Origin of the sequence: Sphingobacterium allocomposti (assembly GCF_008124885.1) — a bacterium.
Lineage (GTDB): Bacteria > Bacteroidota > Bacteroidia > Sphingobacteriales > Sphingobacteriaceae > Sphingobacterium > Sphingobacterium allocomposti.
Genome location: NZ_VNHX01000038.1, coordinates 1 through 18559 on the forward strand (window position 1 = coordinate 1; position 18559 = coordinate 18559).

Below are 18559 nucleotides of genomic sequence, written 5' to 3' on the forward strand. Positions count from 1 at the left end.
ATGGTCGAAAAAACTCCTGAAACAACTTTCTCCGGACCAAACGACGAACCTAAATACAATAATCCGCTTATTTTATGACCAGTCATGGATAAATTGCCCATATCAACCGCTGGCGGCCTAGGCTAATCTCCTAAAACCATTACAGACCACAAGCCCATAATAAAACTAAAGAAGGCGCCCTTTTTAGACGCCTTCTTTCTTGTTTAGCAGGAGGTGCTCGTACAAGAGACGCTCCGCCGCTGACCGTGTTGGAGGTTTGATGCATCTTCTTTCTGTGTTTCGAAAAATAAGTGTTAAAAAACGCGCAAACATTTGCACTTTAACATTTCTTAACTATATTAGTGCGGGTTTTAGCGTTTTTGTTCACTTTTTCGAGAAAAAGTGCATGAAGACCTAATTATGATATGTCACTTTTTAACTAACTAACAATGAGAAAATCCTTACTATTCTCTGTTGCTTTTGGAATGAGTGTATTCGCTGGTTCATCCGTGGTATTCGGCGAGGCGATCAGCGGTAGGAAGCTCGAAATGACGAAGCAGAACATGGTTCGAGGCGTCGTTAGCGATGCGTCGGGGCCGCTGCGTGGCGTCACCGTCTCGGTCGTAGGCGGAGATGAGGTTACGAGTACAGACGAGAACGGCCGCTTTGTGATAGAGGCTGCGAATGGCGCGACATTACGCTTTTCGTTTCTTGGCTACCAGCCGAAAGACGTTCCGGTATCCGGCTCGAATTTGAGCGTATTGCTGGAGGCCGATGATACCACCCTCGATGAAGTGGTCGTTGTCGGCTATGGCTCGCAAAAACGTTCCAATATTACCGGAGCGGTGTCGACAGTAGATACGGAAAAAACGTTCGAAACCCGTCCGATTACGGATGTTGGTAGGGCGTTGCAGGGCGCAGTCTCCGGTTTGTCTGTCTCTACGCCGAGTGGAGATCTTGGAGGAGATCCTACAATTCGATTACGTGGTGTAAGTGGATCGTTACAAACACAAGGAGGCGCTTCGCCATTAATATTGGTTGATGGTGTGGAAGTTCCAAGTTTGTCCATGGTAAACCCGACAGATATCGAGACGATGTCGGTCGTCAAAGATGCGTCCGCGGCGATTTATGGTTCTAGGGCTGCATGGGGGGTGATCTTAATCAAAACGAAGTCAGGAAAACGAAATACCAAAACATCGATCAATTACTCCAATAACATTGCGCTTCAGAAGCCAACTACGACGCCTGTTATTGCCGGAGGCGCAGAGGGAGCGCGGGCAGGGTTGCTTGCGCAACAACGGACGAATCCCTCGCTAACTGGTTACAACAACTTGGGTACCCGTTACGACGACTACGCCATTGAGAAAATGGAAGAGTGGGAGCGCCTATACGGGGGGCAAAATCTAGGGTTGGAGATGGTGGAAGGACGTGATTATGAAGTGAAAGACGGGTTTTTGTATTTTCATCGTCCTTGGGATGCGGAAAGCATGTTCATGAGGGAATTTACACCGCAGCAAAACCATAACCTGAGCATTACCGGCGGATCGGATAAAGTAAATTATAATGCGGGGTTCGGTTTGATTTCCCAGACGGGGATTCTAAAAGATAATCCAGATAAATACAACCGTTATAACTTTAACCTGGGTATTAATGCCGATATTACCGACTGGTTGACCGGTTATGTTAAGGTTTTATATTCGTCTTCTGAAGTCACAAAGCCTTATTCATTCAATGGAGACGTTTACGAGCCTATTTTCTACCTGTACCGTTGGCCTCGAAATTTCCCATATGGGACCATCGATGGTCTGCCGATGCGTAATGCAATAACGGAAATTCAGCAGGCAAATATGAATCAGAGGGATTTGAGTATGGCGCGCTTCACTTTTGGTGGACAGGCGAAAATTATGCCTGGACTGACTCTTGATGCGGACTATACGTATTCACAGTTTATCAACAGATTTGATATCAATGGGGGGTCGGTATCCGGTTGGGATTTTTGGAATAAAACGGATTTCGAATACCTAACCTTTACAGGAGCTTCACACGATCGGGCGCGTAAAGAGCGTACGATGAGCGACAGACATGTTGGAAACTTGTACGCTACTTATGATACAAACATGGGTGACCACCATTTGAAGGCTATGGCCGGAGCCAACGCGGAGTTGTCCCAGTCGGATAACATCTGGGGACAGCGTCTTGGGCTTCTTGATCAGAACTATCCGCAATTGGGGCTTGCAACCGGTGATATGACCACAAGTTCAGGAGCCTCACATTGGTCAACGTTAGGTTTCTTTGGGCGGATCAACTACGATTATCAGGACAAATATCTTTTGGAGGTGCTCGCTCGTTATGACGGTTCGTCCCGTTTTAATGCGGATAACGTCTGGGGTTTCTTCCCGGCCATCTCTGCGGGCTACGTTGTAACGCAAGAGAAATTTATGGACTGGTCAAAGCCGTATCTGGATTTCTTAAAAGTGCGGGCATCCTGGGGTAGTGTGGGTAACCAAACGGTGCCGACAGGTTTGTACTTGTCTACATTAAGCCAGGCGGCGACAGCCTGGGTGATCGGCGGCGTGAACCAAAATACAATGACGACACCGACGATTGTATCACAAAATCTAACCTGGGAAACCGTAACGACGAAAGAGATTGGTATCGATGCAGCTTTTTTCCAGAACAAACTGAATGTAACATTTAACCGTTTTAGACGCACCGTTTCAGATTTGATTACCGGCGGCGTTATTTTGCCTTCTTCGTACGGGGCATTATCTCCGCTGCGCAATTTTGGAGAGATGCAGACGAACGGCTGGGAATTGGAACTGGCTTATAATCATCGTTTCAGCAACGGGTTGAATATGCGATTGGCTGGTCAGCTGTCAGATTTCAAAGAAACGATCACCAAGTTTGATGGACAAGCGCAAATAAATGCCAATGGTACATCCACAAACTATGCAGGTAAGCTTATTGGCGAAATTTGGGGCTATGAGACCGACCGCCTTTTCCAAGTTGATGACTTCATTGCAAATCCAGATGGAACATATACGTTAAAGGAGGGGATTCCTTCACAATCTTTCTACGAGACGACTACGTTTAAATATGGGCCCGGCGACGTAAAGTATAGGGATTTGAATGGGGACGGTGTGATCGGCGTAGGCGATGGTACGGTGGAAAACCCCGGTGACCGCCGGATTATCGGTAATTCCAATCCGAGATACCAATACGGATTCAGAGCAGATTTTGATTATAAGGGATTTGATCTGGGATTCTTTTTGCAGGGGGTTGGGCAGCGCGACATTTGGGCCGGTGGCGACTTCGTCGTACCCGGCTGGAGACCGGCAGAGGCGTGGTATGCACATCAGATGGATTATTGGACGCCAGAAAATACCGGCGCGTTCTATTATCGGCCAACAAATCAGAACCAGAGCAACACGACACTCAATCATATGCCGCAGACACGCTATTTGCTCAATATGTCTTATCTGCGGTTGAAGAACCTGACCTTTGGATACACATTGCCGGCTAAGATGATGGAGCGGGCTAAGATCGCCAAGCTTCGTGTATTCTTCTCCGGCGAGAACCTGCTCGAATTTGATAACTTGGGCGATATTCCCATCGATCCTGAGATTGATTATACGGAACAAGGCAGGAACGATCTGAACACCTTCGGACGCGCTTATCCCTACCGTAGAACGTTTTCATTAGGACTTCAATTAACTTTTTAGACATGAAAATATTAAAATATATCGCTATAGCAGGTATCTTGTCCCTGTCATCTTGCTCTAAGGATTTTTTAGGAAACGACTTTTTGACAAAGGATCCGCTTGATCAATTAACAGATCCTGCGTTTTGGTCGTCTGAGAATAATATCCGGACCTATACCTACGGTTTTTATAACTACTACTTCCGAGGGTATGGCAGTGGCTTTGGTAGGGGGACTCTCTATGACGGGCAGTTTATCAACGATGATTTTATACCGATCAGCCCGAACGAGATCGTTGTAGACGAGTTTGTGATCAACGTGCCAACATCGGGCGGGGGGTGGTCGCCGACACTACCAGCAAGTCAAACACCTACGGGAACGACATCTTATTATTCACGGATCCGGAAAGCAAACCACTTTATAGAAAGTGTACCTAAAGCGGAACTTGCCGAAGAAGTGCAAAACCATTGGTTGGGGATCGGGAGATTTTTCCGCGGATTGGAATATGCAAGTTTCGTGAATGCTTTCGGTGACGTACCTTATGTGGATCATGTTTTAACCGAGGATGATCCTGACTTATACAGGCCCCGCGATCCGCGTACGTACGTCATGGATAGAGTGCTGGAGGATTTTAAGTTCGCAGCCGAACATGTGCGTGCCAGCGACGGACCTGCGCAGCAGGCAGTCAACAAATATGTGGTATTGGCTTTTATGTCGCGGGTATTTCTGTTTGAAGGAACTTGGTTGAAATACCATGCTATCGATGAAGCGAAAGCAACGGAATACCTGGAAGCCGCGAAATGGGCTGCGGAGGAGGTCATCAACAGCGGCGCTTTCACCATTTCTAATAATTATCGAGGTCTCTTTTCCTCGGAAACGCTTAGGGGAAATCCGGAAGTTATTTTGTACAAAGAGTACGCAGAGGGCATTTTATCCCACAGCGCGATGTCCTATAATAACCTCGAACCGCAGGCCGGGATGTCCAAAAATGCAATAGACAGCTATCTGTTGTCAGACGGATTGCCTATCGGCTTGTCGCCGCTTTACGAAAACGATCGCACGGTAGCTAACGCGCTTCGTGATCGTGACGGGCGTTTACAGCAAATTATTGCTCCGCAACTCCGCATGATGAACGTCGTGAGCAATTTTGCCCTTTCGGGATACGCGGTACAGAAATTTCTGAACGAAAGTCTCCGGAATCAACCCGTAGGGACCGGTTCGCTGAACATAACCGACGCTCCAATTATCCGTTACGGCGAGGTGCTAATGAACTATGCGGAAGCTGCTGCGGAGCTTGGACTATTGACACAAAATGATTTGGACAAGACCATCAATGTTCTTCGGAATAGAAATGGAGTAGGTTTGCCGCGATTGGAGGTTGCCGGTGGGCGTCCGGCTGTAAATGGCACACCGTACGACGATCCAGCACGCGACCCCAGTGTTCCTAGTCTTCTCTGGGAAATTAGGAGGGAGCGCAGGGCCGAATTGATATTTGAAGGCCATCGACTGAATGATTTACGCCGATGGAAAAAGCTCGAATACGCCGATACGGAGAGAAATCCGACAAACAATAGGGGGGCTTACATCGTGAAGTCAGCGTATTCCGAGGAACAGCTGAATGGTATTACGATTGATGGTGAAAATGAGGGATATATCATACCGTCAGCCTCTATCAAAAGAACAGTAGAGGAAAAGTTGTATCTCGATCCGATACCGCTCGACCAGATTTCGTTGTACGAACGTAACGGGGTTGAGCTGAAGCAAAATCCGGGCTGGGAGTAGTGCTGATGAATATCGAAGATAAAAGGTCAAGAAATTGACCTTTTATTTTGTTGACGAAAAATTAATTTATTTATACGATGAATAGAATTTTTGTTGCCCTAAGCTTCCTGTTCTTTTATACCGTTTTAACAGCACAGCAGACGTTCAAATTTGCCCAGGTTACAGACACGCACGTAGGTGGCGCTACGGGTGCAGAAGATCTTCGACGCACTGTTGCTGACTTAAATGGACAAGCAGATATAGACTTTGTTATCTTCTCCGGGGATGTAACTGAATTTGGCTCTGACGAAGAGCTAGCATTGGCGAAACAGATATTGGACAGTTTGCGTTTGCCCTTATACGTTATTCCGGGGAACCACGATAGCAACTGGTCGGAAAGCGGAGCGAACTCCTTTCGGAAAGTCTTTGGTAGTGAAACGTTTTTCTTTCGGCACAAAGGGTACATATTTATGGGGACGGCGTCAGGCCCCAATATGCGTATGAGCCCGGGGCAGATTCCTAGGGAGAATTTGGTTTGGATGGACTCGGTGTTTATGGCTAACCCCGATACGGAGACACCGCTTATCTATATCAACCATTACCCGCAGGATTCCTCGCTAAATAACTGGTACGAAGCGATCGATCGTCTGAAGCAGCGGAATATACAGTTGGCACTTTGCGGACATGGTCATGTCAACAAGGTGTACGACTGGGAGGGAATACCCGGTGTCATGAGCAGATCAAATTTACGTGCCAAAGACTCCGTCGGAGGATACAATATCATCACAATAGGAAATGGTATGGCCGTCTATCAGGTGCGTAGACCGCTGGCAATTACGGAAGAAAGCTGGGCGCAGGTCCCCCTTTTGCATCACCAATTCGCACAACAGAAGACGGCATATAAACGTCCGGATTTTTCCGTAAATGCGCAATATGCAGACAAAGTGAAGCTGGTGTGGAAATTCCAGAATGAAGCAGATCTGGGTGCAGGGTTTGCAGAGACAAAGAACCTTCTGATTACAGGAAATACGCAAGGGACGGTGTTCGCCCTTGACAAGCGCGCGGGGAGAACTGCGTGGGAGTTCAAGACCGGAGGAAAGATATATTCTACGCCAGCCGTGTGGAAGAATACCGTTGTAGTGGGTTCCTCAGACGGATACATCTATGGCATCCACGCTGAACAGGGGATATTGCGGTGGAAGCTCAAAACCGATAAAGCGGTGCTTGGAAGCCCGGTTGTCGCCGCGGGGGTAGCTTATATAGGATCTTCCGATGGCCGGTTTCGGGCGGTTGATGTGGCCACGGGGCAGCTAAAATGGAGCTTTGACAATGTTAAGGGGTACGTGTCCACCAAACCAACGCTATATAAAGGACTTGTGTTATTTGGGTCTTGGGGTAATGGCTTTTATGCGCTCGATCAGAAAACAGGAGCCCTGAGATGGGCGTGGGATAATGGGCACAATAACAGAATGTTCTCTGCAGCTGCATGCTATCCGGTGGCCGCAAATGGCCGGATTTTTTTGGTTGCCCCAGATCGTTATATGACCTGTCTCGATGCAGGTACCGGACAGGTGATATGGCGCGAACGGAAGGAGGGCATCCGGGTCCGTGAATCGATGGGGTTGTCGAAGGATAAGCGGCATGTGTATGTAAAAACGATGGATGGGAATGTACTCGGAATATCTACCCGAGGCGCACATATGGATATTACATGGCGTTCAGATCTGCAGCTTCCGTACGAGCTCAGTCCGTCGGCCATTGAGACGAATAGACACCAGGTATTCGTTCCAAGTCACGCCGGACTTGTTTCGGGAGTAAGGGCAGCGGACGGAAGATTGTTATGGCAATATAAGTTATCAAACTCGATGATCAACCCGATTTTAGTCTCGGGGCATAAGGATATCTTTGTGTCGACAATGGACGGCGTCATCGCAAAATTTAAACTGTTGAAAGATGAGTAGGTTAAAATATACAATACTCTTCTTATATATGTTGGCGTGTATGGAGATATGTGCCCAGCATACGTGGATACGTGTCAACCAGATTGGCTACAAGCCGACGTCCAAAAAAGTAGCGGTCTGGGTTAGTAAGGAGAACCAACGTGTGACGGACTTTCTATTACGCGACGCCGCTACCGGCAAGATCGTTTTTCAAGGGAAGGCTTCTTCGGCTTTCGGGCCATATGGGCCTTTTGTACAATCTTACCGGCTGGACTTTTCTGAGGTCACAACGCCTGGCCGCTATATCGTAGAGGTCGGTGATGTACGTTCTTCCGAAGTCCGGATAGAAAGAGGGGCATACAATGGCAGTGCCGATTTCGCCCTGCGGTACATGAGGCAGCAACGTACACTGTTTAATCCCTTTTTGAAAGACAGCTGTCATACACACGACGGTTTTACGATGTATGGTGCTTCCGCAGGATTAAAGGATAGCACAAAGGTAGATGTGGGAGGCGGATGGCACGACGCGTCAGACTATCTCCAGTATGCCACGACATCGGCGAACGCCACGTATCACCTTCTCGCGGCCTACCGGGATTTTCCCGACGCGTTTGGCGACTTTAAGCAAGGGAATGGACTGGATGGCGGCAACGGTGTCAAAGATGTGTTAGACGAAGCTAAATGGGGGCTTGACTGGCTGCTGAAGATGCACCCTTCAGCGGAGATCATGTTTAATCAGATCGCGGACGATCGGGACCATGCTTCGATGAGAATGCCCGGCGAAGATCCCTTTTACGGAAGGGGTTTTGAAAGACCAGTTTACTTTATCGACGGAAAGCCTCAGCAAAGAGGTAAATTTTTGAACAATACAACCGGCACGAGTTCTACCGCGGCGAAGTTTGTCAGCGCCTTTAACCTGGGGGCGGCACTCTTTCGGAGAGCGGATCCCGCTTATGCAGGTTTGTTGGAACAACGGGCTAAGACGGCTTTTGACTTCGCACATCGGAAGCTTGGGGTTACCCAGACCGTCTCGATAAAGTCTCCTTACATCTATGCGGAGGACAACTGGGTCGACGACATGGAGTTAGCTTATGCTACGATGTATGCCAAGCAGAAAAAAGCACGTTATAAGGAGGGCGCGCTGAAGTATGCGCGGGAGGAGAAAATCACCCCTTGGATGATACGCGACACTGCTAATCATTACCAATATTATCCTTTTATCAACTTGGGACACTATGAACTGGCGAAGTTGTTGCCGGAAGATGAGCGGAAAGAGGTGATCGCCTATTATAAAGATGGTATTCAGCAGGTAGCGGACCGCGCCCGGCGCAATGCATTTTTCAGGGGAGTGCCCTTTATCTGGTGTAGCAACAATCTTACAGCAGCTTTCGCCATCCAGTGCGCTTGGTATAAAGAGTTGAGCGGTGATGCAGCGTTTGATGAGCTTATGCAGGCCAATATTGACTGGTTGTTCGGTGTGAACCCGTGGGGTGCCTGTATGGTTTACGGTCTACCCGCGTGGGGTGATACACCCACCGATCCCCATTCGGCCTTTACACACCTGCATAATTATCCGATTGATGGCGGGTTGGTCGACGGACCGGTGTATACCGCTATCTTCGAAAATTTAATAGGAATACAGCTGCATAATGCGGATGAATACGCTGATTTTCAGAGCGACTTGGCGGTCTATCACGACGACTATGGAGACTACAGCACCAATGAACCGACGATGGACGGTACAGCATCTTTAATCTACCTATTGGCGTCGCAGGAGGAGCCTTCTGCCAAAAATAAGGACCGATACGGAGCCACTGTCAGGGGAGACCGCACGAAGAAGCAGGTGTCGCTGGTTTTTACCGGACACGATTTTAATGACGGGAAAGATATCGTGGCCGACATTTTACAAAAGAAGGACGTCCCGGCAAGCTTCTTTTTAACGGGCGACTTCTTACGACACCCCGATAACGCCACTTTTATCCGGAGAATAAAGCAGCGTCACTATATTGGGCCTCATTCGGATAAACACCTGCTGTATGCAGATTGGGAAAACCGGGACAGTACGCTCGTAACGAAAGAGGCATTTACCAACGATTTATTAAGTAATATGAAGGCGCTGGAGACCCATGGGATAGGTGCGCATACGGTGTCTGTATTCCTGCCGCCATACGAATGGTATAACGATGATGTTGTCCGCTGGGCAGGAAATATGGGGTTCGATGTTGTAAATTATACACCAGGACTGCTTACAGCCGCAGACTACACGTTTCCCGCAATGGGCGAGCGCTACCGTGGATCACAGGAACTATTGTTGGACGTTTATCATAAGGAGAAAACAAAAGGACTCGAAGGCCATATAATTTTAATACATTTGGGTGTTGATAGTCGTCGGGAAGATAAATTTTATAATAAATTAAATCAGCTCATAGACACGCTACAGACACGGGGCTATTCGTTTTGTAGAATCGACGAAATGATGAAAGAATAAAACGTTGCGTTTTTGTGCGTGTTTTGGTAGTAAATTCGCATATTTGTATAATGAAGATTTTTAAAGGTATATGGTAAAAGTTACGGAAAAGGAGTCAAATTATCAGGATTTAGATAAAATGTCGGTCAATGAGTTGTTGACAAACATGAATAATGAAGATAAAACGGTACCGCTTGCTGTGGAGAAGGCAATTCCACAGCTGGAGGCTTTAGTTCGCGTCACGGTAGAAAAGATGAAAGAAGGAGGACGTCTGTTTTATATCGGAGCGGGAACCAGTGGCCGGCTTGGGATCTTAGACGCCTCCGAGTGTCCTCCGACATTTGGGGTTCCTTTCGACTGGGTAATTGGTTTGATAGCAGGGGGCGATACGGCTATCAGAAAGGCGGTGGAGTTTGCGGAAGACGACATGGAGCAAGCTTGGAAAGATCTTCAAGAATTTAGCATAAACAGAAACGACGTTGTAGTAGGCATAGCAGCATCAGGAACGACTCCTTATGTTATCGGAGGTCTCAAGAAGGCCAATGCAGAAGGACTTGTTACGGGATGTATCGTTTGTAATACCGATTCACCGATAGCTGAGGTCGCACAATATCCCGTTGAGGTCGTTGTAGGTCCTGAGTTCGTCACGGGGTCGACCCGTCTTAAATCGGGGACGGCACAGAAGCTTGTCCTAAATATGCTGAGCACGTCTATCATGATTCAGTTGGGACGCGTGAAGGGGAACAAGATGGTGGATATGCAGCTTTCTAATGTAAAACTGGTTGCGAGGGGGGTTCGTATGGTGATGGATGAAACAGGGCTGGACGAAGAGGCAGCAACCGGCTTGATAGAACGCTACGGAAATGTACGTAAAGCAATAGAAAGCGTGCAAAAAGCATAGCTTCCTCCGGCTTCAAACTAACTGTTCATTTGACCATTAATTGATCTATTATGTCTCCGATCACATTGTTGCTATTTCTCTTTGTTTACTTTGGCATACTGTTAAGTGTGTCTTACTTTACTTCCAGAAAAGCGGCGGACAACTCGACCTTTTTTGTCGCGAACCGAAATTCTAAGTGGTATATGGTAGCGTTTGGAATGATAGGCACGGCCCTTTCAGGGGTAACGTTTATATCGGTTCCCGGTGCCGTTGGTATTTCAAATTTCAGCTACTTCCAGTTTGTCGTGGGAAACGCGCTGGGGTTTATTGTTATTGCCTATGTGCTGCTTCCTTTATATTATCGCATGAACCTTACGTCCATTTATACGTATCTAGAAGAGCGGTTAGGACATAGAAGCTACAAAACGGGGGCTATGATCTTTCTTGTATCAAGAACGGTTGGATCCGCTTTTCGCCTGTATCTGGTGACGATCATCCTGCAAAAATTTATCTTCGATGCGTGGGACGTTCCTTTCGGAATAACCGTTGCCGGCTGCCTTATACTTATATGGTTATACACAAATAAAGGTGGGCTTAAGACAATTATTATTACCGATACGCTGCAAACGTTTTGTCTCTTGACGGCGGTGTTGCTATCTATCTATTTTATGGCGGATGGGCTTGGTATCACTGTTCTCGAAGCTTTTGAGCGGGTGAAGGAAAGTTCCTACGCACAGATTGTCGTTTGGGAAAATCTTCTGGGCGACAAAAATCATTTCTGGAAACACGTTATCGGCGGAGCTTTCGCCACGATCGCCATGACGGGCCTTGATCAGGATCTGATGCAGAAAAACCTCAGCATGAAGACCATTGGCGAGGCGCAGAAAAACATGCTTACGTTTACGGGTATCTTTGTCGTTATTAATCTATTTTTCCTCGCTGTCGGCGCGCTGCTGTATATTTATGTCGCCGACAAAGGAATCGATATCTCGGCGTTGCGTACGCCAGACTATCTATATCCGGAAATTGCGTTAAATCACCTGTCTGTCGCTGCGGGAATTATCTTTATGATGGGGCTGACGGCGGCCACTTTTGCCACCACGGATTCCGCGTTGACAGCATTGACGACCTCGTTTTGTGTAGATTTTCTTAACTTTAATAAGAAAGAAAATCCAAACGATCCAGCTCTTGTCCGCCAGCGGAACATGGTTCACCTCGTATTTAGTGTGGTGATGCTGGCCGTTATTCTGGTTTTCAGGCTGCTTAATGATGATTCCGTTGTGACAGCTATTTTTACGGCAGCTAGTTACACTTATGGGCCACTTTTGGGTTTGTTCGCGTTCGGTATCTTGACGAACTATCAGGTCAAAGACGCTCTGGTGCCTTATTTCTGTTTGGTGTCGCCCCTGTTGTGGTACGTGCTCAATACGTATTATATCATTCCGCACACCTCTTATCGTATAGGTTTTGAGCTTATTGTGTATAATGCATTTACGACGTTTTTGATGCTGTGGATTACCTCTCCGGGAAAAAGGGCTGTTATGCATAAAATATAGGCGATAAGGTTGTTTTTTTAATCCAAAAAAATGTATCTTTGTCGCGTTCCTGAGTGGAAATGGGAAATTAGCTCAGCTGGTTTAGAGCACTACCTCGACAAGGTAGGGGTCACTGGTTCGAACCCAGTATTTCCCACACATAAAGCCTTTTTAGGGCTTTTTTTGTACCATCTCTTATCGAATATTAAATGGTTAATAGGGCTAATGCTGAAAGCAGATAGCTTATGGCAGATAGCAGATGGCTCTAAGCTGTAAAGTCGTCGAGTTGCTGATTCGTAAAGTTAAGATCTAACACCTAACCCTTAACTCCTAATTTCTGACTTCTAACTTCTCACTTCTCACTTCTAAAATGTAAAGTCGTTGATTTGTGAAGTCGTTTAGGGAAGCTAATGGCTAATAGCAGATAGCAGATGGCTTATGGCAGATGGCTATAAGTCGTGAAGTCGTTGATTTGTGAAGTCGTTGAGGGGAGCTAGTGGCTAATAGCAGATGGCTATAAGTCGTGAAGTCGTTGATTTGTGAAGCCGTTGAGGGGAGCTAATGGCTAATAGCAGATGGCAGATGGCTTATGGCAGATGGCTATAAGCCGTAAAGTCGTTGATTTGTGAAGTCGTTGAGGGAAGCTAATGGCTAATAGCAGATGGCTATAAGTCGTAATATTGTTGATTTGTGAAGTCGTTTAGGGAAGCTAATGGCTAATAGCAGATAGCAGATGGCTATAAGTCGTAAAATTGTTGATTTGTGAAGTCGTTGAGGGAAGCTAATGGCTAATAGCAGATGGCAGATGGCTATAAGTCGTGAAGTCGTTGATTTGTGAAGCCGTTGAGGGGAGCTAATGGCTAATAGCAGATGGCAGATGGCTTATGGCAGATGGCTATAAGCCGTAAAGTCGTTGATTTGTGAAGTTCGAAGAAGTAAAAATTAAAAATTAAAAAAAGCGTGGAGTTGCTATCCTTCGACAGGCTCTGTCCCCTTCGACTACGCTCAGGGTGACAACCTCTATGTCAGGCTGAGCTCGTCGAAGCCCTCTAACCCCTAGTTTCTCACATCTTACTTTTGACTTCTCACTTCTGACTTCTAATATCTAACTTCTCACTTCTAATTGTAGGTAAGAAAAAAATAAACTAAGTTTGGGTAAACAGAAGTATATTCATGTACCACTTGATAGCGGAATCAGTAACGGCCATTCGGCGGAAAATCGGCGACTTCAGCCCCGAATTTGGGATTATCCTCGGCACAGGGCTCGGAAAGCTTGTAAACGAAATAGAAATAGATTATCAGCTGACCTACGGAAACATACCCTACTTTCCAACGTCAACGGTAGAATTTCACCACGGCAAGCTAATTTTTGGGACGTTGAACGGACGTAAGGTGGTTGCCATGCAAGGACGGTTACATTACTATGAGGGATACAGCATGCAAGAGATTACGTTTCCGGTACGCGTAATGAAGATGCTGGGCATCAAGAAACTGTTTGTTTCGAATGCTTCTGGCTCGCTGAATCCAAGCATTCTCCGCGGCGATATCGGTATCATTGAAGATCATATCAATTTATTGCCGGACAACCCGTTACGGGGCGTAAATGATGAAGATTTCGGGCCTCGGTTTCCAGATATGAGCCAGCCATATAGCAGTGCTATGATTCAGCAGGCATTAGATATTGCGCATCGCCTGAAATACCGGGTGCATAAAGCAGTATATGTATCCGCTCCCGGTCCTAACTTAGAGACCAAAGCCGAGTATCGGTATATGCGGATTATCGGTGGAGATATCGTCGGAATGAGTACGGTGCCCGAAGTCATTGTTGCCAACCACATGAGTTTGCCGGTCTTCGCCATTTCGATTGTAACAGACGAGGGCTTCCATGCCGATTTAAAGCCGGTTTCTTTGGATGATATCGTGACCGTGGCGATGGAAGCGGAACCCAAGATGACGAAGATCCTAAAAGAGTTAATAGCCTTACAATAATGGAAATTTTAGCCGTATCTTTGACGTAGGATACACAGGTGTTGATGAACAAGTATTTAAAGCAGCTTTTATTTTTTTTTGTGTTCTCCCTCGTTGGAAGCTCATCGGTTTTTGCGCAGGTTGATGACGAATTTAGCAGTGCGTTAGACTCTGCCAGAGCAAAAGAGGACAATAAAAAAGACTCGGTGGTGTTTACGGCGAAATATGTAAGGTATACTACGCTTGCGATGATGAAACAAGCTACCCGCACGGTGCAGATCGATACAACACATGTCAACTTTCAGTATTATAATAAACAGAATTTACCTTGGAATCCGACAATCAACTTAGGCGCTTATGGAACAGCGTCCAGGGATCTTTTGTTTAACCCAAATAAGACTATCGGATTCCAGGCCGGCTTTCACGCTTTGGAGCGTTATCTGATTCATCCCGATTCAGTACAGTACTTCAGAGCCCGGGCCCGTTATTCGGAACTATATACGGTCGGCTTTTTCTTCGACGATCAGGTCTTCCGCGCACGACTGGCGCAGAATATAAATCCGCAATGGAACATCGGGGCTGAATACCACGCTACAAATACCGACGGCTATTATTTGAATCAGGATTACAACGATAGGAAGGCTGCGGTCTTCACATGGTATGAGTCAAAAAACCGTCGCTATAACCTGCTGTTGAACAGTACATTTAATAACCTGTCTTCGGCCGAGAACGGTTCTGTTGTCGACGATGATATTTATGGACAGGATGTCTTTAAAGACACGGCCAGCACGCCTAACTTCGGCTATCGGACGCGCTTGAGTGGAACTAATGCCAACCGCCCGTATAACAAGTGGAGAGACAACGGACTGTTCATTCGGCAATCCTATTTTATTGGCCGGCTGGATACGATCAATAGAGGGATGCCGGAAATGGAAATACATCCGACAAACGCTGTTGCGCACAATTCCTCTATCAGACAACGGAAATTTATTTTCTTTAAGAACGAGCCGGATCCGTATGGTGCATTTCCAGTGGGGGATGCAAATCTAGTGGAGGATACGACCAGTATTACGACCATCAGTAATGAGTTTACCTATAGCTTTTACCTACGGGGGAAAGGCGTGTTCAAAAATGAAGCGAAACTTGATGTGGCATTTCAGAATGACTTGATATGGTTCGCGGACAGCGTCAGTTCTGATTTTTATCAAAACAGTATGCTAAAGGGGAGGCTTGGCTATAAATTTAGCGACAGGGTCGATATTCAGGCGAACGTCGATCAAATTGTTGTAGGACGGAATGCCGGCGACTTTCTTTATGAAGCAAATGCCGATATTGCGCTTAGCGAAAGCGTAGGAAAGATCCGTATTGGTGCTTATTCGCAGAATAAATCTCCGGAAATGGTCTTCGAACGTATGAACTATACCTATCATCAGTGGAACATGAGCTGGGATAAGACCAAAACCCAGAATCTTAACTTCACGTATCAAAACAGAAAGATCGGTTTTTCCGGTCGCGTGGACTATTTCCTGATGGATAAGTTTCTGTATTTTAAAGAAGTTGACAACCCTGACAATGACGAATTGTTGTTAAAACAGATTACACCTGCGCAGTCAGGTAGCTTAAATTTGCTGAAGGTGTCCGTGCAGCAGAATTTTCGCTTTGGACGGTTTCATTTAGATAATCAGGTCGTGTATCAGAAAACTGATGCCGCGTCTATTCTCGCCATTCCCGAAGTTTATACCTGGCACAGTTTCTACTATGCGAACAAACTCTATAACGTAATGGATTTTCGTTTAGGAATGGACGTTCGGTTTAATACGCCGTTCCGTACACCTTCTTATGCAATCAATGTCGGACAGTTTTACAATGATAACGTCGGCATAGAATATTCCACCTACCCGATTGGCGATCTTTGGTTTACCGGAAATATCGATAGAGTTAATCTCTTTTTGTCGTATAACTTTTTTAATCAATTCGCCTACCCTAAGGGATATTATACCGTACGTAGATATCCAATGAATGACGCTAACTTTAGGTTTGGCGTGTCGTGGAAATTTTACGATTAGCGAATCAAATTATCGCGTTGGTAGCGAGAGGCTTGCTTGTTGGGGTGGTGAAAATATGAAAAAATAATTTTGGAAATCAGATTTTAGGCCTATATTTGCACACGCAATAAGCGAAAGACAAGGAGAATTAGCTCAGCTGGTTCAGAGCATCTGCCTTACAAGCAGAGGGTCACTGGTTCGAATCCAGTATTCTCCACAGAAAAATCGGAGGCTTAGCTCAGCTGGTTCAGAGCATCTGCCTTACAAGCAGAGGGTCACTGGTTCGAATCCAGTAGCCTCCACAAAAGCACCAAATCTGGTGCTTTTTTCATTTCAGCGGTTTGGTTATATTGGGTATGCAGTTTCACTCTTTGTCTCTGACAGGACAAAATAGGTCTGCACGGTGTTGACCTGCGGTAGTACTGCCAGTTTGTGCCGAAGAAACATATGATAGGCTTCCATATCTTTTGTTGCGATCCGTAACATAAAATCGTAGGATCCGGCCATCTGATAACACTCCATAACTTCGGGGAACTTCGCGACCTCACGTTCGAATTCATTTAGCACCTCTGCCGTGTGCGCTTTTAGGAATACCTGCGAAAAGGAAATCAGGTCGATTCCTACTTTCTTTCTATCCAATATAGCTACGGTCCGCTTAATATAACCGTTAGCCTTCAGCTTTTTTACCCGTTCGTGCACGGCCGCAATCGACTTATTCAGGTGATATGACAAAGCCTTATTGCTTAACGAAGCGTCGGCCTGTAATAGACGAAGGAGCTTCATATCGATATTGTCAAGTTCCATGATGACTTTTTTTGATTTCCATCTAAAATAGCAAATAGCTTTGTTATTTTTCTTGTACTGGAGCGTAAATCCGTAAAATTTTTTGAATCAGTAGCTTGTTGTTGAATAATATATGGTATAGTGCGATTTTTGTAAAAACTACTGTTATGGAAGATTTGATGATCAGTGAATGCCTTTCGCCGGCATTAGACAGCAAATTCAAGCACTTATGGTGTCTAGTCGGAAACACGCCCATGCTGGAGTTGCGATATAGGTACAGGGGAAACGAAGGTAGCATTTATGTCAAATGCGAAAACTATAACCTTACGGGAAGTATAAAGGACCGTATGGCCTTGTATATTCTATATAAGGCCTATATGAATTGTGCTATCCGTCCGACGGACACCATTGTTGAGGCCACTAGTGGGAACACCGGCATAGCCTTTTCTGCAATAGGGAAAGCGCTTGGCCATCCCGTAAAAATTATTATGCCGAATTGGTTAAGCAAGGAGCGCATGGATATTATAAAGAGTATGGGCGCCGACATTCACTTGGTGAGCAAAGAGGAAGGGGGATTTCTCGGGAGTATACGGTTGAGCGAGGAGCTAGCCGCTAAAGGGGGGATTTTTTTGCCTAAGCAATTTGAGAACCAGTATAATGCAGAGGCGCACGAGTTGACCACGGGGCGGGAAATTGTTCTGCAGATGCAAAAGGTGGGGAAAACGCCGGACGCGTTCGTCGCCGGTGTTGGCACCGGCGGTACAGTGATGGGTGTGGGGAATTACCTTCGGAAGGTAAATGCGCAGGTCAAGGTGCATCCGCTGGAGCCGGCAGAAAGCCCGACATTGACCACGGGTTATAAAGTCGGGGCACATCGTATTCAGGGTATCTCAGACGAATTTATCCCTGCAATAGTGAAGTTAAACGAGCTGGACGAAGTGGTACAGGCTTCCGACGGCGATTCAATACTAATGGCGCAGAAGCTGGCTAAGCAGCTAGGGCTGGCTGTGGGCATCTCGTCGGGCGCCAATGTTATCGGAGCGATTAAGCTTCGGGAGAGCATGGGTAGAGGGGCAACAGTGGTGACCCTGCTGTGCGACGATAATAAGAAGTATCTCAGTACAGACTTGGTAAAAGAAGAGCCCGTTAAAGACGGCTACCTGTCGGACGAAGTAACCTTTCTTGGATTTCATCCCATTAGCCGGCTTTCCACCCCACTTAGTTTAACCGGATTATAACCTTGAAAATTATGAAGATAATTAACTTTCTACTTATTTGGCTGGTATGGGCGGCTCCGCTGGAAATAAAGGCACAGCAAGCCGACAGTTTGATCTCGACAGACGATGTTCAGTTTTCCGATGGTGCTGTCGCGGATAGTGCTCCTTCGCAGGAGGTGTTGGAGCTGACGGACGATCTCGTTTTTACGGATGGCGCCGATAGCACTGTTGGGGAAACTGCCGCATCCGATGAGTCGGTAACGGAGGTGGAAGCTGCGGCAGGG

General features: G+C 46.5%; 11 protein-coding genes and 3 tRNA genes. 13 read left to right on the forward strand and 1 reads right to left on the reverse strand.

The features are described 5' to 3' along the window. The first annotated feature begins 428 nt into the window (after positions 1-428). The 11 genes from BC792_RS17845 to BC792_RS17895 all read left to right on the forward strand — a co-directional run bounded on the left by BC792_RS17845 (position 429) and on the right by BC792_RS17895 (position 16577). Complete coding sequence (locus BC792_RS17845) at positions 429-3701, forward strand: SusC/RagA family TonB-linked outer membrane protein (RefSeq protein WP_148910380.1); 3273 nt, start codon at positions 429-431, stop codon at positions 3699-3701. A 2-nt stretch (positions 3702-3703) separates the two neighbouring features. Beyond that, on the forward strand, positions 3704-5461 hold the full coding sequence (locus BC792_RS17850; RefSeq protein ID WP_148910381.1) for a RagB/SusD family nutrient uptake outer membrane protein: 1758 nt from the start codon (positions 3704-3706) through the stop codon (positions 5459-5461). 77 nt (positions 5462-5538) lie between these two features. Continuing rightward, entirely contained in the window at positions 5539-7401 is a 1863-nt protein-coding gene (locus BC792_RS17855; protein ID WP_148910382.1) for an outer membrane protein assembly factor BamB family protein, read from the forward strand. After that, entirely contained in the window at positions 7394-9868 is a 2475-nt protein-coding gene (locus tag BC792_RS17860) for a bifunctional glycoside hydrolase family 9 protein/polysaccharide deacetylase (protein ID WP_148910383.1), read from the forward strand. The genes BC792_RS17855 and BC792_RS17860 overlap by 8 nt, the downstream gene beginning before the upstream one ends. Positions 9869-9938: 70 nt before the next feature. Then, positions 9939-10748 carry an N-acetylmuramic acid 6-phosphate etherase gene (murQ, locus tag BC792_RS17865; RefSeq protein WP_148910384.1) on the forward strand — a complete coding sequence of 270 codons (810 nt, stop codon included), beginning with the start codon at positions 9939-9941 and terminating at the stop codon, positions 10746-10748. Between the two features lie 50 nt (positions 10749-10798). Continuing rightward, positions 10799-12283 (forward strand): sodium:solute symporter, encoded by a 1485-nt coding sequence (locus tag BC792_RS17870; protein ID WP_148910385.1) that lies wholly within the window; start codon positions 10799-10801, stop codon positions 12281-12283. Positions 12284-12344: 61 nt separating this feature from the next. Next, a tRNA-Val gene (locus BC792_RS17875) sits at positions 12345-12419 on the forward strand. A 1016-nt stretch (positions 12420-13435) separates the two neighbouring features. Continuing rightward, a complete protein-coding gene (locus BC792_RS17880; RefSeq protein ID WP_148910386.1) occupies positions 13436-14251 on the forward strand; it encodes a purine-nucleoside phosphorylase in 816 nt (271 codons plus the stop codon). Between the two features lie 44 nt (positions 14252-14295). Continuing rightward, positions 14296-16296, forward strand: coding sequence for a putative porin (locus BC792_RS17885; protein ID WP_148910387.1), 2001 nt, complete (start codon positions 14296-14298; stop codon positions 16294-16296). A gap of 121 nt (positions 16297-16417) precedes the next feature. Continuing rightward, positions 16418-16492 (forward strand) — tRNA-Val (locus tag BC792_RS17890). 10 nt (positions 16493-16502) lie between these two features. Beyond that, a tRNA-Val gene (locus tag BC792_RS17895) sits at positions 16503-16577 on the forward strand. 43 nt (positions 16578-16620) lie between these two features. On the opposite strand, the gene BC792_RS17900 is transcribed toward BC792_RS17895, so the two are convergent. After that, entirely contained in the window at positions 16621-17079 is a 459-nt protein-coding gene (locus tag BC792_RS17900; RefSeq protein WP_425262458.1) for an Lrp/AsnC family transcriptional regulator, read from the reverse strand. 146 nt (positions 17080-17225) lie between these two features. On the opposite strand from BC792_RS17900, the gene BC792_RS17905 reads away from it, so the two are divergent. Both BC792_RS17905 and BC792_RS17910 read left to right on the forward strand, forming a co-directional pair. Next, positions 17226-18296: a PLP-dependent cysteine synthase family protein gene (locus BC792_RS17905; RefSeq protein WP_148910389.1), complete on the forward strand. Its 1071-nt coding sequence runs from the start codon at positions 17226-17228 to the stop codon at positions 18294-18296. A gap of 11 nt (positions 18297-18307) precedes the next feature. Next, on the forward strand, positions 18308-18559 hold a 252-nt coding region (locus tag BC792_RS17910), incomplete at its 3' end, for a hypothetical protein (RefSeq protein ID WP_148910390.1).